The organism is Serratia grimesii (assembly GCF_900186025.1).
In the GTDB taxonomy this organism is placed as follows: Bacteria; Pseudomonadota; Gammaproteobacteria; order Enterobacterales; family Enterobacteriaceae; genus Serratia; species Serratia grimesii.
Genome location: NZ_LT883155.1, coordinates 3,477,697 through 3,493,725, shown reverse-complemented (window position 1 = coordinate 3,493,725; position 16,029 = coordinate 3,477,697). Strand labels below are relative to the sequence as shown.

21 protein-coding genes and 2 tRNA genes are annotated in these 16,029 nt (G+C 50.0%); 19 read left to right on the top strand and 4 right to left on the bottom strand.

The window, feature by feature from the left end:
• Nucleotides 1–4: 4 nt before the first annotated feature.
• The gene (locus SGBXF1_RS16515) at nucleotides 5–409 is read right to left on the bottom strand and encodes a DUF4186 domain-containing protein (protein ID WP_073963469.1); all 405 of its coding nucleotides are present in this window, start codon (nucleotides 407–409) and stop codon (nucleotides 5–7) included.
• Nucleotides 410–1,120: 711 nt separating this feature from the next.
• On the opposite strand from SGBXF1_RS16515, the gene ompC reads away from it, so the two are divergent.
• Together ompC and SGBXF1_RS16505 are read left to right on the top strand one after the other, a co-directional pair.
• Nucleotides 1,121–2,251 carry a porin OmpC gene (ompC, locus tag SGBXF1_RS16510; protein WP_037420895.1) on the top strand — a complete coding sequence of 377 codons (1,131 nt, stop codon included), beginning with the start codon at nucleotides 1,121–1,123 and terminating at the stop codon, nucleotides 2,249–2,251.
• Nucleotides 2,252–2,404: 153 nt separating this feature from the next.
• Nucleotides 2,405–2,821 carry a VOC family protein gene (locus SGBXF1_RS16505; protein ID WP_037420893.1) on the top strand — a complete coding sequence of 139 codons (417 nt, stop codon included), beginning with the start codon at nucleotides 2,405–2,407 and terminating at the stop codon, nucleotides 2,819–2,821.
• On the opposite strand, the gene SGBXF1_RS16500 is transcribed toward SGBXF1_RS16505, so the two are convergent.
• A complete protein-coding gene (locus SGBXF1_RS16500; RefSeq protein WP_186427204.1) occupies nucleotides 2,815–3,393 on the bottom strand; it encodes a TetR/AcrR family transcriptional regulator in 579 nt (192 codons plus the stop codon). The two genes, SGBXF1_RS16505 and SGBXF1_RS16500, sit on opposite strands and share 7 nt — an antisense overlap.
• A gap of 112 nt (nucleotides 3,394–3,505) precedes the next feature.
• On the opposite strand from SGBXF1_RS16500, the gene SGBXF1_RS16495 reads away from it, so the two are divergent.
• Nucleotides 3,506–3,973 (top strand): nuclear transport factor 2 family protein, encoded by a 468-nt coding sequence (locus tag SGBXF1_RS16495; protein ID WP_186427203.1) that lies wholly within the window; start codon nucleotides 3,506–3,508, stop codon nucleotides 3,971–3,973.
• Nucleotides 3,974–3,979: 6 nt separating this feature from the next.
• On the opposite strand, the gene SGBXF1_RS16490 is transcribed toward SGBXF1_RS16495, so the two are convergent.
• The gene (locus SGBXF1_RS16490; RefSeq protein WP_037420884.1) at nucleotides 3,980–4,882 is read right to left on the bottom strand and encodes a LysR family transcriptional regulator; all 903 of its coding nucleotides are present in this window, start codon (nucleotides 4,880–4,882) and stop codon (nucleotides 3,980–3,982) included.
• A gap of 79 nt (nucleotides 4,883–4,961) precedes the next feature.
• Here SGBXF1_RS16490 and blaSPR point away from each other — a divergent pair, with 79 nt between their 5' ends.
• From blaSPR to SGBXF1_RS16470, 4 genes are all read left to right on the top strand, one after another.
• Nucleotides 4,962–5,858 carry an SPR family subclass B3 metallo-beta-lactamase gene (gene blaSPR, locus SGBXF1_RS16485; protein ID WP_037420882.1) on the top strand — a complete coding sequence of 299 codons (897 nt, stop codon included), beginning with the start codon at nucleotides 4,962–4,964 and terminating at the stop codon, nucleotides 5,856–5,858.
• 203 nt (nucleotides 5,859–6,061) lie between these two features.
• Entirely contained in the window at nucleotides 6,062–6,391 is a 330-nt protein-coding gene (osmE, locus tag SGBXF1_RS16480) for an osmotically-inducible lipoprotein OsmE (RefSeq protein ID WP_037420878.1), read from the top strand.
• Between the two features lie 156 nt (nucleotides 6,392–6,547).
• A tRNA-Ser gene (locus tag SGBXF1_RS16475) sits at nucleotides 6,548–6,635 on the top strand.
• Nucleotides 6,636–6,641: 6 nt separating this feature from the next.
• Nucleotides 6,642–6,717 (top strand) — tRNA-Thr (locus tag SGBXF1_RS16470).
• A 136-nt stretch (nucleotides 6,718–6,853) separates the two neighbouring features.
• Here SGBXF1_RS16470 and SGBXF1_RS16465 read toward each other — a convergent pair.
• The gene (locus tag SGBXF1_RS16465) at nucleotides 6,854–7,540 is read right to left on the bottom strand and encodes a S24 family peptidase (protein ID WP_186427202.1); all 687 of its coding nucleotides are present in this window, start codon (nucleotides 7,538–7,540) and stop codon (nucleotides 6,854–6,856) included.
• 175 nt (nucleotides 7,541–7,715) lie between these two features.
• Between SGBXF1_RS16465 and SGBXF1_RS16460 the strand changes: the two genes are divergently transcribed.
• The 12 genes from SGBXF1_RS16460 to SGBXF1_RS16405 all read left to right on the top strand — a co-directional run bounded on the left by SGBXF1_RS16460 (nucleotide 7,716) and on the right by SGBXF1_RS16405 (nucleotide 15,828).
• Entirely contained in the window at nucleotides 7,716–8,078 is a 363-nt protein-coding gene (locus tag SGBXF1_RS16460; RefSeq protein ID WP_061807999.1) for an antiterminator Q family protein, read from the top strand.
• 730 nt (nucleotides 8,079–8,808) lie between these two features.
• Entirely contained in the window at nucleotides 8,809–9,120 is a 312-nt protein-coding gene (locus SGBXF1_RS16455) for a phage holin family protein (RefSeq protein WP_061807998.1), read from the top strand.
• Nucleotides 9,117–9,557 (top strand): lysozyme, encoded by a 441-nt coding sequence (locus SGBXF1_RS16450; RefSeq protein ID WP_186427201.1) that lies wholly within the window; start codon nucleotides 9,117–9,119, stop codon nucleotides 9,555–9,557. Before SGBXF1_RS16455 ends, SGBXF1_RS16450 begins: the two co-directional genes overlap by 4 nt.
• A gap of 161 nt (nucleotides 9,558–9,718) precedes the next feature.
• The gene (locus tag SGBXF1_RS16445) at nucleotides 9,719–10,108 is read left to right on the top strand and encodes a hypothetical protein (protein WP_061807996.1); all 390 of its coding nucleotides are present in this window, start codon (nucleotides 9,719–9,721) and stop codon (nucleotides 10,106–10,108) included.
• Nucleotides 10,105–10,497 (top strand): HK97-gp10 family putative phage morphogenesis protein, encoded by a 393-nt coding sequence (locus SGBXF1_RS16440; RefSeq protein ID WP_186427200.1) that lies wholly within the window; start codon nucleotides 10,105–10,107, stop codon nucleotides 10,495–10,497. Before SGBXF1_RS16445 ends, SGBXF1_RS16440 begins: the two co-directional genes overlap by 4 nt.
• Nucleotides 10,498–10,541: 44 nt before the next feature.
• Nucleotides 10,542–10,997 (top strand): hypothetical protein, encoded by a 456-nt coding sequence (locus SGBXF1_RS16435; RefSeq protein ID WP_061807994.1) that lies wholly within the window; start codon nucleotides 10,542–10,544, stop codon nucleotides 10,995–10,997.
• Nucleotides 10,998–11,123: 126 nt separating this feature from the next.
• Nucleotides 11,124–11,489: a phage tail protein gene (locus SGBXF1_RS16430; RefSeq protein ID WP_186427199.1), complete on the top strand. Its 366-nt coding sequence runs from the start codon at nucleotides 11,124–11,126 to the stop codon at nucleotides 11,487–11,489.
• Between the two features lie 17 nt (nucleotides 11,490–11,506).
• A complete protein-coding gene (locus SGBXF1_RS16425; protein ID WP_186427198.1) occupies nucleotides 11,507–11,728 on the top strand; it encodes a hypothetical protein in 222 nt (73 codons plus the stop codon).
• Nucleotides 11,721–14,015 carry a phage tail tape measure protein gene (locus SGBXF1_RS16420; RefSeq protein ID WP_186427197.1) on the top strand — a complete coding sequence of 765 codons (2,295 nt, stop codon included), beginning with the start codon at nucleotides 11,721–11,723 and terminating at the stop codon, nucleotides 14,013–14,015. Before SGBXF1_RS16425 ends, SGBXF1_RS16420 begins: the two co-directional genes overlap by 8 nt.
• The gene (locus SGBXF1_RS16415; protein ID WP_061807991.1) at nucleotides 14,015–14,353 is read left to right on the top strand and encodes a phage tail protein; all 339 of its coding nucleotides are present in this window, start codon (nucleotides 14,015–14,017) and stop codon (nucleotides 14,351–14,353) included. Before SGBXF1_RS16420 ends, SGBXF1_RS16415 begins: the two co-directional genes overlap by 1 nt.
• A 9-nt stretch (nucleotides 14,354–14,362) precedes the next feature.
• A complete protein-coding gene (locus SGBXF1_RS16410; protein WP_186428526.1) occupies nucleotides 14,363–15,115 on the top strand; it encodes a phage minor tail protein L in 753 nt (250 codons plus the stop codon).
• Between the two features lie 8 nt (nucleotides 15,116–15,123).
• Nucleotides 15,124–15,828, top strand: coding sequence for a C40 family peptidase (locus tag SGBXF1_RS16405; protein ID WP_186427196.1), 705 nt, complete (start codon nucleotides 15,124–15,126; stop codon nucleotides 15,826–15,828).
• The last annotated feature ends 201 nt before the right edge of the window (nucleotides 15,829–16,029 follow it).

Below are 16,029 nucleotides of genomic sequence, written 5' to 3'. Positions count from 1 at the left end.
TTTATCACAATCCGCGATCCGGGTCGAAAGGATTTGCGCTGTCATCGGCCTTTACACTGGCTCTGTGTTCCAACCACAGGGCAATGACATCCACAATATACAGCTTGTGTTGTTCGTCCAGTGCTTGGCCTTGTGGAATATTATGCCATTTGGCCAGGCAGCCGCGGCAACAGGTGGCTGTGGCGTGCTGGGCGACAAATACCGGATGTCCTCGCATGGGCGTTTGTTTGCCGTCATTTTTTGGAAAGGGTGCGGCAAGTCGTTGTTCGATAAAGTCTCGTGCGTGACTGAGGATCAGCGGCAGGCCTTTGGTTTCAAAATAAAGTTGGTCTTTGACGTTAAGACGGAACTTGGCGCGGAAAGGGGAACTCTGTAGCCGGCGCCATAGCGCTTCGGGTTGAAGTAGCATAGGTCATTTTCATTTGGGTATTTATTGCAGACTATCAAAATAGACACTGTGCGGCCAATGTTGTCGTCTTAAACAGTTTTACAGCTCAAGTGGTAGGTATTTAAGCAATAGAACGCTTTCCAAATTAATGCGCTTAATATGTAGACTATAATAGAAGAAAAGATTAGCGATTAGTGCGGAAGTTAATTGGCGGGATGATCTCTATAGGTGATTATTTTTTAGCGAAAAGTGCGGTAAAAGCAGAATATGAGAAAAATGTGAGGCAATAAAAAACCGGCCAGAAGCCGGTCGAAGTGTTCAGAAATTATCTTACAGATAATGAAGGTAATAATGAAAATAATGATGATAGCGGGATTATTATAACGGCAGTGTTAAGCGGTGTTTTTGGCACAATGTGCTTATTGGAAATGACTTTTGTATGGCAGTCTGTTTTTTCTTAAAGTTTTGTATAACTACATGATTTTATATCTATAAGTGTATTTTTTGGCATTATGTGCCTTATTTTGTTTGTCTGTAATGTTTTGTGGAAGTTCGCTCAAGTTTACATTTGGAAACCTTTATTAATCACAATGAAACACTATCGGATACTTGGTATCATTTTCTTTCTGGATTAATATTACCCTTGTTACCAGAATGGTAATGCACAGTCGTGCTAATAATGCTCAAAAGGGCAGTGGCCATAGCTCGACATAATTAACGAGGATAATAACAATGAAACTTCGAGTACTCTCTCTGATAGTACCCGCTCTGCTGGTTGCAGGCACAGCAGGCGCGGCGGAAATCTACAACAAAGACGGTAATAAACTGGATTTGTACGGTAAAATCGATGGTCTTCACTATTTCTCCGATAACAGTGGCTCAGATGGTGACATGTCTTATATGCGTTTCGGCCTGCGCGGCGAAACACAAATCAGCGATCAACTGACCGGTTATGGCCAGTGGGAATATCAGGCCAACCTCAATCACGCGGAAAGCCAGGACAACAAAAACTTTACCCGTTACGGTTTTGCCGGTCTGAAGTTTGGTGACTACGGTTCATTCGACTACGGTCGTAATACTGGCGTGCTGTATGACGTAGCCGCTTATACCGACTTGCAGCCTGAGTTTGATGGTTCCACATATGGCGCTGACCAGTTCATGTTCCAGCGTTCTAGCGGTTTGGCGACTTACCGTAATACCGACTTCTTCGGTCTGGTAGACGGCCTGAACTTTGCCCTGCAGTACCAAGGTAAAAACGGCAGCGGTGAAGAGTCTAACAATGGCCGTGATGTACTGGGTCAAAACGGCGACGGCTACGGCATGTCGGTGAACTACGATCTGGGCTATGGCATCAGCGCTGCAGGTGCATTCTTCAACTCTAAACGTACCACCCAGCAGAACGGCGGTGACGGTTACAGCGGCATCATGGGCCGTGGTGATCGCGCAGAAGGTTATTCAGGTGGTCTGAAATATGACGCCAACGACACTTACCTGGCCGTGATGTTCACTCAATCCTACAATGCTGCACGTTTCGGGTCTTCAAGCAGTGATGCATATGGCTATGCCAACAAGGCACAAAGCTTCGAAGCCTATGCACATTACCAGTTTGACTTCGGTCTGCGTCCATTTGTTGGTTATAACCAAACTAAAGGTAAAAACCTGGGTCTGGCAGCTAACGGCAAGGATTATGGCGACGAAGATCTGGTCAAATTTGTGGACTTGGGTACCAGCTACTTCTTCAACAAAAACATGTCCACCTACGTTGACTACAAAATCAACCTGTTGGATGAGAATGACTTCACCAAAGCTGCCGGTATCAACACCGACAACGTGGTTGCCGTGGGCCTGGTTTACCAGTTCTAAGCAACAGAGTGTGAATGTGACCACGCGGCCTTCGGGCCGCGTTTTTTTTGCCTGTGATTTGGCACGAATTGATATTAATGCGGCACGGATTGCCATTTTGATGTTCTGCCGTTTACCTAAACTTCCTCTATACAAATAAATCAGGAGGTTAGTATGGAACTCAATATTGAGCGGGTGATTGAAACCGTGTTGTATGTCAAAGATATCGAGCGTGCCGCTGCTTTCTATCAGGAAGTGTTAAAGCTGCCGGTTATGGTGGCTAACGCGCGTTTCCGTGCCTACAACGTGGGTCAGCAAAGTGTGTTGTTGTTGTTTATTGAGGGTGATTCTGTAAAGGGGGCACATTATCCCGAAGGATATATTCCTCCACATGATGGCAATGGACCGCTGCATATTGGACTTGCGGTGACGAAAGAACAGTTGCCGCATTGGGAGCAACACCTTACGGTGCATGGCATTGAGATCGAAGGGCGCATGAGTTGGGATCACGGTGGTGAAAGTATCTACTTCCGGGACCCCGACAATCATCTGTTGGAGTTAGTGACGCCGGGGATCTGGGCCAATTACTGAGTGTTCCAGACTGTAGCCAGCGTCTTCAACATCTCTCCGAGCAGCAGCAGTGCATGCTGTGCTTGCTGCTCAATTTGTACTTTGACGATCGCTCCGTCGATCAGCATCGCCAGTATCTCTGCCCGTTGTTCCTGCTGCGGGCCCGCGGGAAGGTGGCGGGCTATCTCTTCAGCCATCTGTTTTTTGTGTTGGTGCGCGATGTTCAGGCTTTCCGGCAGCATCTCTGCTAGTTCGACTGCCGTATTGATAAAAGCACAACCGCGATATTGTGGATCGGTAAACCACTCTTCAAAACAAGGTACCAAAGCGAGCAGCACATCCCCACGCTGGGCCACATGTTTCTCCAGCGATGCGCTGAACCAACTCAACCATTGTTCATGGCGGTAAGCCAGGAACGCTGCAATCAACTCGTTTTTGCTAGGAAAGTGGCGATAAAACGTGACCTTAGCCACACCTGACTCGCTAATAATGCGATCGATCCCGGTAGCACGTATCCCTTCACGGTAAAACAAATCGTGGGCTGTCAGCAGAATACGCTGGCGCGGCGGTAGAGTGTTGCTGGCAACAGGCATCAAACATCTCCAGAAATATTGATTACAGCGATTGTAGACAAGTCTGTCTACATGCGCTAGCTTAATTGCGTAGACAGACTTGTCTACATGATTAAAACCTGAGAGGTGAGTGATGAGCATTAAACCCCCGTTACCCCCGTTTACCCGTGAGTCGGCTATTGAGAAAGTCCGTTTGGCTGAAGATGCCTGGAACAGTCGCGATCCTGAACGGGTATCGCAGGTCTATTCTGTGGATACCCAGTGGCGTAATCGGGCTGAATTCGTTGATGGCAGGGACGCTGTGTGTGCATTCTTACAGCGGAAATGGGCGAAAGAATTGGAGTATCGGCTGATTAAAGAGCTTTGGGCATTTGATGGGGCGCGTATTGCGGTTCGTTTTGCTTATGAATGGCGTGATGATTCCGGCAACTGGTACCGCAGTTTTGGCAACGAGAACTGGGAGTTTAATCCAGACGGTCAGATGATTAACCGACATGCTTGCATCAACGATATGCCTATCCACGAACAGGATCGCCAATTCCACTGGCCGCTTGGCCGTCGTCCGGATGATATTGCGGCGCTGAGTGAATTTGGCTTCTGATTGTTGTTACTGATAATAGGGCCGCAGTTCTGCATGAAGAGTGGATATAAGCCTTTTTTTCCACTCTATTTCACCCTGACGATAATGTGAAAACAGATGGCCAACCGCCAGATTGTCCTGAATGGGGAGTGCGTGTAGTCCTTGTTTATCGGGTTGGGCGTTGAACCAGGGCAGCGGAACGACAGCCATCAAAGGGGCCGTCCGCAGCACTGGGGGTAATTGAGCGTAATCGGCGCAACTGAGCTGAATTCTACGCTGTAATCCCTGTCGTTTTAATTGGCGGTCCAGCTCATTTTCTTCCTGCGGCCACGGATGGCAGTAATAGTGTGCGTAGTCAGCCAATTCGCTGAATCGCAGTCCACTCTTATGCTGTAACGCCTGATGCAAGGGCTGCCCGAATACTGCTACCAGACGTGTACTGCCAATGAGTTCATAACGCAGTGCACTGGTTCGCTGTTGGTGATCGCCGACGGCGATCACCATATCGATACTGCCTTCAAGGAGTTCATTTCGCCATGAACGCCGCTCAAAATTCTGACAGCGAATATCTGCATTGGCGAGCGTGCTTTTCTGCGCCAAAAGCGGCAGTAGAATCGGATGCAGTGCAGGAGGGGCGACTAAGGTGAAGTGTCGTGGTGTGTCCTGCATATGGCCGAACAGTTCATTGTCCAGCGAAGAGAACAGCGGCGTCAGCTTCTCTTTCAACGATAGAGCAAACAGGGTTGGGACTTGGGTATGCCCCTCTCTGCGGAATAGCGGCTCATCCAGTACCTCACGCAGGCGGGCTAACGCATGGCTGACTGCTGAAGTGCTGATGCTCAGCTTGTCCGCTGTTTTCTGACTGGAGCCCGTGATGGTCAAGAGATAGAGCACTTTCAGCAGGTTCATGTCCATTTGCAGGATGTTCATTAATGGCCTTATAAATTGAATACGCCTCAATATTGCTCTGAGTATACTTCAGCCCCGTTTACCTCCATAGAATTGGAATATGAAAAAGAACATTGGTTTTTTGGCTGCCATGACTATCACTTTGTGTTTCAACGCACAGGCACAGCTCAATCCCGCACAGCCGCTTTCCAGCGCTCCTCCGTATACATTGTTTGAACAATGGGCGCAGCCGGTCGCGCCATTCCAGATGTTCCCGCATGTTTATTATGTCGGTACCCGCAACCTTTCATCTGTATTGTTGAGCACCCCGGAAGGGTTGATTCTGATCGACGCTGCATTAGATGCCAGCGCACCAACGATAAAAGCGCACATTGAGGCGTTGGGCTTCGACATTAAGGACTTGCGTTATATCCTCAATAGCCATGCACGCCTTGATCAGGCTGGTGGTATTGCGCGGTTGAAGGCATGGAGCGGGGCGAAAGTTGTTGCCAGCGCAGCGAATGCCGAGCAGCTAGCGCTGGGAGGAAAGCAGGATTTTGCTCTCGGTGATGCGCTGAGCTTCCCACCAGTGAAGGCCGATATTATTGTTGGTGAAGGCGACAGCATTACATTGGGCGGTTTGACGTTAACAGCGCTGATGACGCCAGGTCATCTGCCGGGGGCAACCTCGTGGCTAACCACGTTACGTCAGGGGGAGCAAAACTACCGACTGGTCTATGCCGACAGTCTGGCAACGCCGGATTATTATCTGATCGACAATAAAAACTACCCCGATTTGGTGCAGGATATTCGCGGTAGCTTTGCTCGACTTGCGGAGCAGCAGGCAGATATCTTCATCGCCAATAAGGGAACACGCTTCGATCTGGAAAATAAAATGGTGCGGCTGCGAGCAGGAGATTTGGATGCTTTTGTCGATCGTCAGGGGTTGCAGCACTATGTGAAAGAATCACAAAAAGTATTTGAGGCGCAGTTAGCAAAACAGCAGAAGGATATTTAAACCCCGCAGCCTGGGGGACAGATCCGGCCAAGAAGGAAATAGTGGCCGATCGCCGTAGGCAAATGCTGGTGTTTTGGGCGTGACCTGTTGCGTAATCTGCTGACAAAATGAAAAAGCGCACCGAGAGACAAAGCGGCATTTGTCGAAAAGCCTTTCTTCTTCTAGAGTTAGGGGACAATAAACGCACTCTAAGAGGACAAGCTATGACGAAGAAGCTGGTTTTAGCCGTTTGCACAGCGGCGGCATTTTCCATCCTGGCTGGCTGTACTGCGTATGACCGTGCCGCCAGTTATGTTGATGAGCCGGTGGTCAGCGACGTAAAAGTAGGGATGACCAAGCAGCAAGTTCGGGCCATTGCGGGCCCACCGTCAACCACAGCTACCCTGGTTCATGCACAAGGCACATGTGATACTTATGCGGTGGCACCGCGTGACGGTAAAGTGCAGACCTATTTTGTCAGCTACAACGATACCGGTCATGTAATGAATAAAGGATATCAGACCTGTTCAGACTATGACTCCCAACCTAAATAATCTGTCTGTTGCTGAATAATTGAGCCCCGCTTATGCGGGGTTTTTCATTTTTTAACCACTGACGGCACGAAGTTTAACCAAACGCACTTTTTCCTGCATTTTTTCGAATGAAACGATAGACATTTCATAACGGTAGCGCTAATATCTGCGCCCATTGGAAGGATGGCCGAGTGGTTTAAGGCAACGGTCTTGAAAACCGTCGAGTGTAACAGCTCCCAGAGTTCGAATCTCTGTCCTTCCGCCAAATTTAGCCGGCTTAGCTCAGTAGGTAGAGCAACTGACTTGTAATCAGTAGGTCACCAGTTCGACTCCGGTAGCCGGCACCATATAAGTTGTACTGACGTTTCACAACGTCTACGAACCCCAGTAATCTTTAAGATTGCTGGGGTTTTTCGTTTTCCGGTAATCAATTGAAAGTCAGTGAGTTATTTTGGTCGTCGGGGAAATGGAATAGCGATTTTACTAAGGGAGCCAGGCGCCCAACACTACTCCAAGGATATCGTACTCATTACCATTCAACGGGGGGAGCCCAGGCATAATCCCCTTAAGCCATTTATTTTCTGCGTCTTCGACATAAATTTTAAAGACAAGATCGTCAGAGTCTTGTTTTTTGGCAATGACTTTGTCACCGGAAACTAATTCCGTCACTCCATATGTTATTGGTTCTACAAGTATTAATGATCCTTTAGGGTAATTTACACCCACAGAACCACTCATCGTGTTGTCCCGCACCGTCAGCCAGTAAGCACTGGAGCTGCAATTAACGACGGCAGGGTATTTTACGATGCTGTTCTTTCGATTTTTGCCATACAACAAAGGCAATTCCCACTCCAATAATGGCAGAGTTCTAATATGGGCATCTTGGTTTTGCTGTAGGGTGCTGGGGCTACGGCGTTTTTCAGGTTGTTCCAAGCCATCAAGCCAGCCGATTTGGATAGAGAAAAATTGCTCGATCCTTCTGGCCATATCTCCGCTGATACCTTTCTTGCCTTTTTTACCAGCTGGATAGAGCATTCTGGAAACGTAATCAGCAGCGATGCCAAGGGCTTCTGCCAGACGCTTCTGTCCCCCAACGCCAAGGCTGCTGATCAGGGAGGAAAGACGCTCCCGTCGTGTTTCCTGTAGTTGATTTTTCTGCTCGTTTTTCATAGGGCCATCGTACCCAAATTTACCGTTAGGTAAATGACTTTCTGGTGTTGATAAAAAAATACCTTTGGGTATACTTAATACTGTTTATTTATACAGTAATCGGTTGGGGTGAGAGTTTCTCAACATTTGGTGACACGGAGTCATTGGCGGTTTGGCAACCCCCGGAGAGGTCAGTATGAGAGATATGCACAAAATTTTGGAACGGTGGGGAGTGTGGGCCCGTGATAGCAGCGGGATTGACTATTCTCCAATTGCCGCTGGGTTTAAGGGATTATTACCGCATACTTCATGTGGTGAACTATCCTGCTGCGATGATGATGGGTTGGTTATCGACGGCTGCGTCATTCGCTTGAAGAAGTACAAACCTGAAGAGTTCGATTTGTTGATTGCACATCATGTCTATGGGGTATCGCTTCGCAAAATAGCGAGAAAGAGAAAATGCTCAGATGGCACGATACGAAAAGAGATGCAAACTGCTGAAGGTTTCGTGGGGGGATGTCTGGCGATGCTGGATGTGAAGTTGAGTATGGATTACTGAAATTCTCTAGGTACTTTTTATTCCCCTCGTTGTGTTGGCATTATTTTTAAAGAGAACTAAAATCATCAATTGAAAGCTGATTTTTATTCTGAATAAGTGGGTAAAATTTTAATAATAAAAAGCTAACGCGTACGCAAAAACTCTTGTAGTCTGATATTAGTGATGAGTCAGTACGCAATTACCCAATCATAAACCTCGCCAAGGCGGGGTTTTGTTTTTTTATCTCCTCTTTCAAATGCACTATTGATAAAAATAATTACAATTCAGTGTATTACATTTTGATCGTGAAGCATCAGTAATGTCATGTTGTTATGTTTTTACATAAAAAATAACGCGTACGCAAAAACACTGATAATCTGATGTAAATGGCAGTTGCTTGCACGGTAGTGAAAGTTTTTTTACGTCGCTGGTGTTTCTTTTTTAGGGCTAAAATAGTTTAAAAAAAACTAACGCGTACGCAAAAATGGCTGTAATCTGATAAAAGTAGTTAATTGTTTGACGCAATAACCAAATTTAAAATATCGCTTTAGCGTAATTTTGTTTTTTTAGCCTGTGGGTTGAAATTGCAGTATGAGGTCGCCAGCTATTGGTGATTTTTACGATATTTAAAAAATGTAGTATGCCGATATGATGTGAATATTGTATCAGTCAAAATGAGGCCACCTTCGGGTGGCTTTTTTATTTCAATTTCCCGATGTTCGGGCAATGCCCCGGTAGTGGGAGGGAGGTTATGAAAATGCCCTGGAAAAGTGAGCCTAACATCCTCTCTATGCTGATCGCCGTTGGCATGACTTTGTTGGGCGCCATAGCCAGTTACTCATTCAAGGTATTGAACGGTGAGGCGTTCAGTTGGCGAACGCTATTTCTACAGCTCTTTGTCTCTATTTTCGCTGGTCTGACCATGGTGATGATTGCGTTGCATTACGACTGGCCATCGGAGGTGATGGGCGGCGTTTGCGGCATGGCTGGTTGGTCAGGCGCGTCGCTGATTAAATCGTTGGAACGCCGATTTCTCAACAAAGTGTCAGGAGGAAGCCAATGAAACTCAGTAAAAACGGAATGGCACTGATTAAGCATGCGGAAGGGTTGCGCTTGAAGGCATATCAGGACTCGGTGGGTGTCTGGACCATCGGTTATGGCTGGACGCATCCGGTAGAAGGCAAGAAAATCGGCCCCGGCATGCAGATTAATCAGACGATGGCTGAACGTCTACTGAGGTGTGGCCTTGTTCAGTTTGAACAAGGTGTCAATCAATTGGTGAATGTATCCATCACCCAGGGGCAATTTGATGCTCTGGTGAGCTTTGCTTATAACCTCGGCTTACGTTCGCTAGCGTCCTCGACTTTGCTTCGCAGAGTGAATGCTGGTGATAAGCAAGGTGCAGCTAACGAGTTTGGTCGGTGGGTAAATGCCGGTGGTATAAGACTCGATGGTTTGGTGACAAGGCGCGCAGCGGAGTCTGCATTGTTTTTATCCTAAATTCCCGCTCCTTCTTCCCCAAGCTTTCTATTGCTTGCTGAATGCTTATGCCACAGCACTTCTTATCGTAAAAAACCATGAATACCGATAGACCACGATGTGTAGCTCGCCTACACCTCAAGCTACTCGACTTCATATGACAACGGAGGCTGATGCTCATAATGATTGAATTTGAAATTAAAACTGCGCTGGAGGAATTAACTCATATGCCGGTATATCCGCTGGTGCTGTCGGATCCCGGACTAGAAGGCGTGACTTATCAGAAAATCAGCGATTTGAAGCTTAATACCGGTTTGGTTAATACCTCGCTGGTGCAGAGTCGCTTTCAAATCGTGCTGTACGTTATTGATGACTACGCCCGGTTAATCGCGCTGGATAAGATCATTCTTACCGCCTGGGAAGGGATTCAGCATGGTCATATTGGGCATTGGCCGGTGCAGGCCGTGACACGCAGCACTATCTTGCAAGGTGCCACAACGTTGGCGGATAACCGCATTCAATACCGCATGGTGCGCGATTACATCATTTGTCATTCGGAGAATGCAGCGTGATCGGTGCCAACGTTTCCGGCATGGCTGAGCTGGCACGTAGGTTGGAGACCGTGAAGCGTGATGTCGCCTCAAGAATTCTGCATGACGCCGGATGTTCCGCTTTGGCTCCGGTACTCAGGGATATGCCGCAGTATATCGGCGATAGCGCAATGGAAAACAGATCATATTTGCGCGACAGCATCGCCATCGTTTCTGGTGTTGCCGGTTGGGGAGTACTGACCCTGCGTGTCGGCCCCAGTAAACAGCATTACCAAAAAGCATTGGCACAGGAATACGGCACGGCATCTCAAGCTGCCGCTCCATTTATCCGGCCAGCACTGGATCACAACAAAACTCAAGTGTTACGCATCCTGGCGGCCAACATCCGCTATGGCATAGAAAACCGGTAGCGACTGCTACCACCATTCTTCATCAAAAAAGAGAGAGAAAAATTATGGCTGATAAAACTTCGCCAGAGTACGCCATGCTGCCTGCTGGAACTATCGTTAAGTGGGGCACAGTAGGCGCCACGCCGGCGACGATGAAAGCACTGACGAACTGTAAAGCAGTAGGTGAAATGGGGCAAACGGGCAGTTTTGTTGACTGCACGACGCTGCTTGATACCACGAAACAGTTTATTTCCGACCTGCCTGAGGGGGCTGAGAAATCCCTTGGCTTTATCGACGATCCTGCCAATACCGATTTTGCTGCGTTCCTGAATGCCGCAGATAAGCGTGAAACCGTGCAGTTTTATGTTGAGCTGCCGAATGGCCGCACTTCCACTTCTATCCTGTCTTTGTCCGGTTGGAAAATGAATGAGATCACCGCCCCAGCGAGTGAAGTTATTCAAATTACCGTACAGGGCAAACAGAACAGCAACACCTGGGGAGCGGTAACAGCGAAGGTGTGACAAACCGAAAAGTCGCGTTGAGTGAACTATCGTATCCAGGCGTTTGGCGCGATGTTTTGCGCCGCAGGCAAGTATGACCTGCGGCGATCATTTGCATAAATCACGCATTATGAATAAGGAATAATCATGACTGAGAAATATGATCTTAAGGCCCTGAAAGCGGCGCTGTTGAAATCCGACGACCATGTGATTGAAACGCAAATTTTTGGCACCAAGACCTTCATCCGTCGGTTGAAAGCCGCGGAACTGCAGGAAAACGAAGATGGCATGAAAGCCGCCATCGACAGCGGCGATATGAGCCAGGCGGCAAAGCTCAACGTTCAACTCCTGCTGTCTTGCTTTATGACCCCAGACGGCAAGCGCATTCCGGCCAGCGCGCTGCCCAGCGTGGATGAGCTGCTGGTGGCGCACGACAACCCGACGCTGGTCGAAGCCATCGGTGCCGTCAAACGCCATGCGGTCGGCAGCCTGGAGGACGCGGAAAAAAACTGACTGACTCGCCCTGGCTGATGCTGGTGTTCCAACTGGCCGATCGCTGGGGTGAGCCGGATCCGCGCAAGATCGCCGCATTGCCGGCGCAAATCCTGAATCACTGGCGGGCATATTTTAAACTGCAAGGCATGACGGCCGATGCGGTGGAGAGTGCCCCTATTCACCAATCCGTTCAGCCCGCGCAAAGCAGTATTGATATGCAGTGTGCTGACGTTATGCGAGTGCTGGGAAATGGCTGAGGTAGCATCGTTGGCGGTCGGGTTGTACCTGAATGACGCCAACTTTAAAAACAAACTGACGGCGGCTTACCGTACCGCCGGCGATCAATCCACAAAGTTCAATCGTCAGGCTCAACAGGACGCGAAAAAGACCGACGAAACCTATCAACGTATCGGCAGTACTCTTGGCGGCCTGGCGGGAAAATTGGCAGGTTTGGCTGGGGTTGACTTGTCGCTGAGGGAGCTCGTTGCCACCGCCCGGCAGTATGGACAGGTGCTTACCGAACTTTCTTCCGTCACTACGGCAGCGACGGCGCAGATGAAACAACTGGACGAAGCGGCTCGGCAGGCGAGTAATGGTTCTGGGGATGGGGGAGGTAGCCGAACCGAGGAGGTGCTGAAACTGGCCTCAGGTCTGAATGACAGCGCGGCGGCTTGGCGCGGTCAGGCAGCGGCTGCGCGCGGCGCAGCGCAGGCGACGAGTGGGGCGGGTGCCGCATCCCGCGTTGCCAATGTTGCGTTGGGTGCGCTTGGCGGCCCGGTTGGTGTTGCCATCCAGGCGGGCTTGGGGATGTTGTATTTTCATGAGCAGAACCAATTGGCGCGCCAATCGGCTTTGGCATTGAAAGATGCGGTAGTTGAAACTGCCGACGATCTTCATAAGCTCTCCAAAGCGAAATTAGCCATTAAAATTGATAGTTTTGACGATCAGTTAAAAAATCTTCGTGAGGAGAAAACGAAGATTGAAGGCCAGTTGTCGTATTTGAGTGATACCCGCCTTGCGGGTCTGGAACGTCGCCGCAAGGGGACTTTTGGGTTCCTCTATTCAGATCCAGAAGAGTTGAGGAAAGAACGGAACGTTTTGCGAGGGCAGTTGGAAGATGCCATTGAGAGCGAGAAAGCGATCAGAACCCGTCGAAACAACGCCGTCAATGCACTAAATGGCAACGGCAGCCATGTTGAGACTAAGCCTGACAAACCTAAAAACCATCAAGAAAGCGCTATTTTTGTCGATCGTACCTTCAGTGATAACAGCAAGCAGCAGGCTCTTGAGCAGTATCAGCAGTTACGTCAGGAGATGGAGCGGGCGCATCTGAGCAGCCTCGACAAGATCGCTTTGGATGAGCAAAGCGCACAGGCAAAGCTGGTATTAACTGCCAAAGCCGCTGGCGCCGGGCAAGCGGATGTACAGCGCATGATGGCGTTGAATACCGAGAAGTATCAGCAGCAGCGGCAACAGCTGGCCGAGCAGTACGCTCCGGGGCAGGCGGCGGTGCGCAAGGGTCAGGAAGTCAGCAAGGAGCTGAAAGCGCTGTATGACGGGCGACTGTTGACCGAACGCGAATACCAGACCGCCAGCCGGATCCAGCAGCAAGAAACTCAGCGCCAGCGGTTGAAGGCCGAAACTGACACGCTCGCCGCGCCGCGCTTGAATATCGCGGGCGATGTAGATCCCGTCGCTCGCCTGAATAATCAACTTGTGCAGCAACAGGCTCAATACCAGGCCTACTATCAGCAGGGCTTTCTGGATAAACAGCGCTATGAGCAACTGATGCAGGCGGTGACACAGGAATCGTCGGACGCTCAGTATCAGCAAGCGCTAAGCCTGTACGGTGGTCAGAGCCGCGTGCACAAGATGGCGTTGGGGCTGGTGGATATGACGCGGGAGCGCACCTCCGGCATGATGTTTGATCTGCTGACCGGCACGCAGAGTTTTAAACAAAATATGCTTGGGTTGTTTTCTTCCATTACCCAGTCTGTCGTTCAGCAACTTATCGATATGGCGATGCAAGCGTTATTGACGAAAACCATTCTCTCTACCTTTATGAGCATCGGCGGCGGCTTAATGGGTGGTGCAGCCAGTGCTGGCGCTGGTGCGGCAGGTTCCGGTGCGATGGGTATGTCTACGGGATGGCAAGGTTACGTTCCCAACGCTAAAGGTGGGGTTTATGCATCTCCTTCGCTGAGTGCTTACAGCGGGCAGGTGGTGAACAATCCGACTCTGTTCGCCTTCGCCAAAGGCGCAGGGGTAATGGGCGAGGCTGGGCCTGAAGCCATCATGCCACTCAAGCGTGGCGCCGATGGTTCTCTGGGGGTGAGGGCGATGGGCGGTGGCCAACAGGCTGCGGCGGCGCCGAATGTGTACATTACGATCGAGAGCGGTGGCAACGTCGGTACACAGGCCGATCCTGGCTGGGGAGAGTTTGGCAAGCAGATGGGGAGTATCGCCGCGCAGGAGAGCCAGAAGGTGATCAACAGAAACCTGATGCCGGGCCAGCCGATTTGGAAAGCAATCAAGGGGATGTAATGGGTATTCAAACATTTGAATTTCCGGCGCGCGTCAATGCTGCCGGCGATATGCGTTTTCGCGTCAGAAAGGCGCAGTTCGGCGACGGATATGCGCAGGTCTCCGGCGACGGCATTAATCCGATCGTGCGTTCCTGGGATCTGACCTTTGTCGGTAAGTATGACTACATCACGCCGATCATCGTCTTCTTGGAAAATCATTACGGGGTGAGATCTTTTCAATGGACACCACCGACCAATGTTCCCGGCCTCTACCGCTGCGAAGGCTATAAGCCTGTTGCCATGGGCGGCGATAACTATTCACTGACGGCCACGTTTACCGAGGCGTTTCACGTTTAACCGAGATTAATCATGCTGAATACAGACCTGCAGAAGTTGGAGCCGGGCAATCGCGTTCGCCTTGTTGAAGTGGACGGGACAAAGTTCGGTGCTGATATTCTACGCTTTCATAGTGACACACTGCCCTATACGCCGGAAGAACTGGCTGCAGCAGGCGGAGACGAAACGAAACTACCTGCAAAATCGATCTGGTGGCAGGGCAAGGAGTACGGGCCGTGGCCGTTTAGTGTCGAGGGGCTTGAAATCTCTTCTGACAGTCAGAGCAGCGCGCCTAAATTGACGGTGGCCAATATAAACGGCCTGATTACGGCGCTCTGCCTGCAGTTCGAGGATATGGCACAGGCCAAAGTGCTGATCCACGATACATTGATGCACTATCTCGATGCCCATAATTTTCCTGAGGGCAATCCTACAGCTGATCCGCTGCAGGAAAAGCTGCAGGTGTTCTATATCGACCGCAAGGCGACGGAAAGCGACGAAGCGGTGGAGTTCGAGCTCTCCAGCCCGACAGACCTACGGGGATTGCGCATTCCGACCCGGCAAATTCATAGCCTGTGTACCTGGTGCTCGCGCGGCGGTTATCGCACCGGCAAGGGCTGCGATTATGCCGGTATCCGATACTTTGACGACAAGGGCAATCCGGTGGATGACCCGAGCAAGGATCGCTGCGGCGGGCTACTGAGCGATTGCCAAAAACGTTTTGGCGAGAACGAACCGTTGCCGTTCGGTGGGTTCCCCGGTGCCTCATTAATCCGGCAGTAGGGGGAGAGATGAAAGAGAAAACCATAGCGGCCATTATGGCGCACGCGATGGCCGAGTATCCGCGCGAATGCTGCGGCGTGGTGGCGCAAAAGTCCCGCGTGGAGCGTTATTTCCCGTGCCGTAACTTGGCGGAGGATCCCACCGAACAGTTTTATCTGGCGCCTGAAGACTATGTGGCCGCTACCGGGTGGGGCACGATCACCATGATTGTGCACAGCCACCCTGATGCCACCACGCAGCCGAGCGAGCTGGATAAGGCACAATGTGACGCGTTAGAGTTGCCTTGGGTGATCGCCAGTTGGCCGGAGGGCGATCTACGCACGATTATGCCGCGTGGAGATTTGCCGTTAGTCGGGCGCCAGTTTGTGCTGGGGCATACTGATTGCTGGGGGCTTATCATGAGCTATTTCCGGCAGCAGCATGGCATCGAATTACGAGATTATCGCGTTGATTATCCGTGGTGGGAGCGGGAGGAAAATCTTTATCTGGATAACTGGCACAAATGTGGTTTTCGTGAGTTCGGCGGCCCACCGCTGCCGGGGGATATGGCGATCATGCAGGTCTCGGCGCCGGTGGCCAATCACGCCGGCATTCTGCTGGAAGATGGCATGCTACTGCACCATATGTACGGTATGTTAAGCCAGCGGGTGCCCTATGGCGGCTACTGGAAAGAACGCACGGTGAAGGTGCTGCGGCATAGAGAAATGATGTAGTCCTTTGTTACGATGTTGAAAACAATAAGGGGAATATTAATAAAAAAACTAGTATTACCCATTACCTTACTGATGCAGGCAAGCTGTGCAAACCCAGAGCTAACAAAAGGGTTAGGGCAGAGTTTACGTCTAAAAAGGATGTAAATTATCTGGCTGCCTGCATTATAGAAAAAATCAGATAAGCGTACATTCAATGGTATG

Coding starts and splice junctions, on each gene's coding strand:
- SGBXF1_RS16515 (WP_073963469.1), bottom strand. CDS start 409: ATGCTACTTCAACCCGAAGCGCTATGGCGCCGGCTACAGAGTTCCCCT.
- ompC (WP_037420895.1), top strand. CDS start 1,121: ATGAAACTTCGAGTACTCTCTCTGATAGTACCCGCTCTGCTGGTTGCA.
- SGBXF1_RS16505 (WP_037420893.1), top strand. CDS start 2,405: ATGGAACTCAATATTGAGCGGGTGATTGAAACCGTGTTGTATGTCAAA.
- SGBXF1_RS16500 (WP_186427204.1), bottom strand. CDS start 3,393: ATGCCTGTTGCCAGCAACACTCTACCGCCGCGCCAGCGTATTCTGCTG.
- SGBXF1_RS16495 (WP_186427203.1), top strand. CDS start 3,506: ATGAGCATTAAACCCCCGTTACCCCCGTTTACCCGTGAGTCGGCTATT.
- SGBXF1_RS16490 (WP_037420884.1), bottom strand. CDS start 4,882: ATGAACATCCTGCAAATGGACATGAACCTGCTGAAAGTGCTCTATCTC.
- blaSPR (WP_037420882.1), top strand. CDS start 4,962: ATGAAAAAGAACATTGGTTTTTTGGCTGCCATGACTATCACTTTGTGT.
- osmE (WP_037420878.1), top strand. CDS start 6,062: ATGACGAAGAAGCTGGTTTTAGCCGTTTGCACAGCGGCGGCATTTTCC.
- SGBXF1_RS16465 (WP_186427202.1), bottom strand. CDS start 7,540: ATGAAAAACGAGCAGAAAAATCAACTACAGGAAACACGACGGGAGCGT.
- SGBXF1_RS16460 (WP_061807999.1), top strand. CDS start 7,716: ATGAGAGATATGCACAAAATTTTGGAACGGTGGGGAGTGTGGGCCCGT.
- SGBXF1_RS16455 (WP_061807998.1), top strand. CDS start 8,809: ATGAAAATGCCCTGGAAAAGTGAGCCTAACATCCTCTCTATGCTGATC.
- SGBXF1_RS16450 (WP_186427201.1), top strand. CDS start 9,117: ATGAAACTCAGTAAAAACGGAATGGCACTGATTAAGCATGCGGAAGGG.
- SGBXF1_RS16445 (WP_061807996.1), top strand. CDS start 9,719: ATGATTGAATTTGAAATTAAAACTGCGCTGGAGGAATTAACTCATATG.
- SGBXF1_RS16435 (WP_061807994.1), top strand. CDS start 10,542: ATGGCTGATAAAACTTCGCCAGAGTACGCCATGCTGCCTGCTGGAACT.
- SGBXF1_RS16430 (WP_186427199.1), top strand. CDS start 11,124: ATGACTGAGAAATATGATCTTAAGGCCCTGAAAGCGGCGCTGTTGAAA.
- SGBXF1_RS16425 (WP_186427198.1), top strand. CDS start 11,507: ATGCTGGTGTTCCAACTGGCCGATCGCTGGGGTGAGCCGGATCCGCGC.
- SGBXF1_RS16420 (WP_186427197.1), top strand. CDS start 11,721: ATGGCTGAGGTAGCATCGTTGGCGGTCGGGTTGTACCTGAATGACGCC.
- SGBXF1_RS16415 (WP_061807991.1), top strand. CDS start 14,015: ATGGGTATTCAAACATTTGAATTTCCGGCGCGCGTCAATGCTGCCGGC.
- SGBXF1_RS16405 (WP_186427196.1), top strand. CDS start 15,124: ATGAAAGAGAAAACCATAGCGGCCATTATGGCGCACGCGATGGCCGAG.